Here is a 1,175-nt window from a genome sequence, read left to right as displayed (position 1 = left end):
GCGATGATCTTGGCAACAACGCCAGCGCCAACCGTGCGGCCACCTTCGCGGATAGCGAAGCGCAAGCCTTCTTCCATCGCAATGGGGTTGATCAACTTCACAGTGATCGACACGTTGTCACCCGGCATCACCATCTCTTTGCCTTCTGGCAATTCGATCGCGCCTGTCACGTCCGTCGTACGGAAGTAGAACTGAGGACGGTAGTTGTTGAAGAAAGGCGTGTGACGGCCACCTTCGTCTTTGGACAAGACATAGATCTCGCCCGTGAAGTGGGTGTGTGGCTTGATCGAGCCGGGCTTGCACAGCACTTGGCCGCGCTCGACGTCTTCGCGCTTGGTGCCGCGCAGCAAGATACCCACGTTGTCGCCCGCTTGACCTTGGTCCAGCAGCTTGCGGAACATCTCAACGCCTGTGCAAGTGGTCTTGACCGTGTCTTTGATGCCCACGATTTCGATTTCTTCGCCGACTTTGACAATACCGCGCTCGATACGGCCAGTCACCACAGTGCCGCGACCGGAGATGGAGAACACGTCTTCCACGGGCATCAGGAATGCACCGTCCACTGCGCGGTCAGGCGTAGGGATGTAAGTGTCCAAAGCTTCGGCCAGCTTCATGATGGCTTGCTCGCCCAGAGGACCCTTGTCGCCTTCCAGCGCCAGCTTGGCGGAACCTTGCACGATCGGTGTGTCGTCGCCTGGGAAGTCGTACTTGGACAACAACTCGCGCACTTCCATCTCGACCAGTTCCAACAACTCAGCGTCGTCCACCATGTCGCACTTGTTCAAGAACACGATGATGTAAGGCACGCCCACCTGACGGGCCAACAAGATGTGCTCACGGGTCTGAGGCATCGGGCCGTCAGCAGCGGAACAAACCAAAATAGCGCCGTCCATCTGGGCAGCACCCGTGATCATGTTCTTCACATAGTCAGCGTGGCCAGGGCAGTCCACGTGCGCGTAGTGGCGGTTTTCTGTTTCGTACTCAACGTGAGCGGTGTTGATCGTGATACCACGGGCCTTCTCTTCGGGCGCAGCGTCGATCTGGTCGTACGCTTTGGCAGCACCGCCGAACTTGGCAGCCAACACGGTGGTGATGGCGGCAGTCAGGGTGGTCTTGCCGTGGTCAACGTGACCGATGGTGCCCACGTTCACGTGGGGTTTGGTCCGTTCGAATTT

1 protein-coding gene is annotated in these 1,175 nt (G+C 58.3%); it reads right to left on the bottom strand.

Annotated elements, in window-relative coordinates:
• The coding region (gene tuf, locus B9Z31_RS15285) for an elongation factor Tu (RefSeq protein ID WP_100120415.1) at nt 1–1,175 on the bottom strand (1,175 nt) is incomplete at both ends.

Origin of the sequence: Limnohabitans sp. G3-2 (genome assembly GCF_002778275.1) — a bacterium.
Taxonomy (GTDB): domain Bacteria; phylum Pseudomonadota; class Gammaproteobacteria; order Burkholderiales; family Burkholderiaceae_C; genus Limnohabitans_A.
Note: the sequence above shows the minus strand (reverse complement) of the source record. Positions and strands in the feature narration are given on the sequence as shown.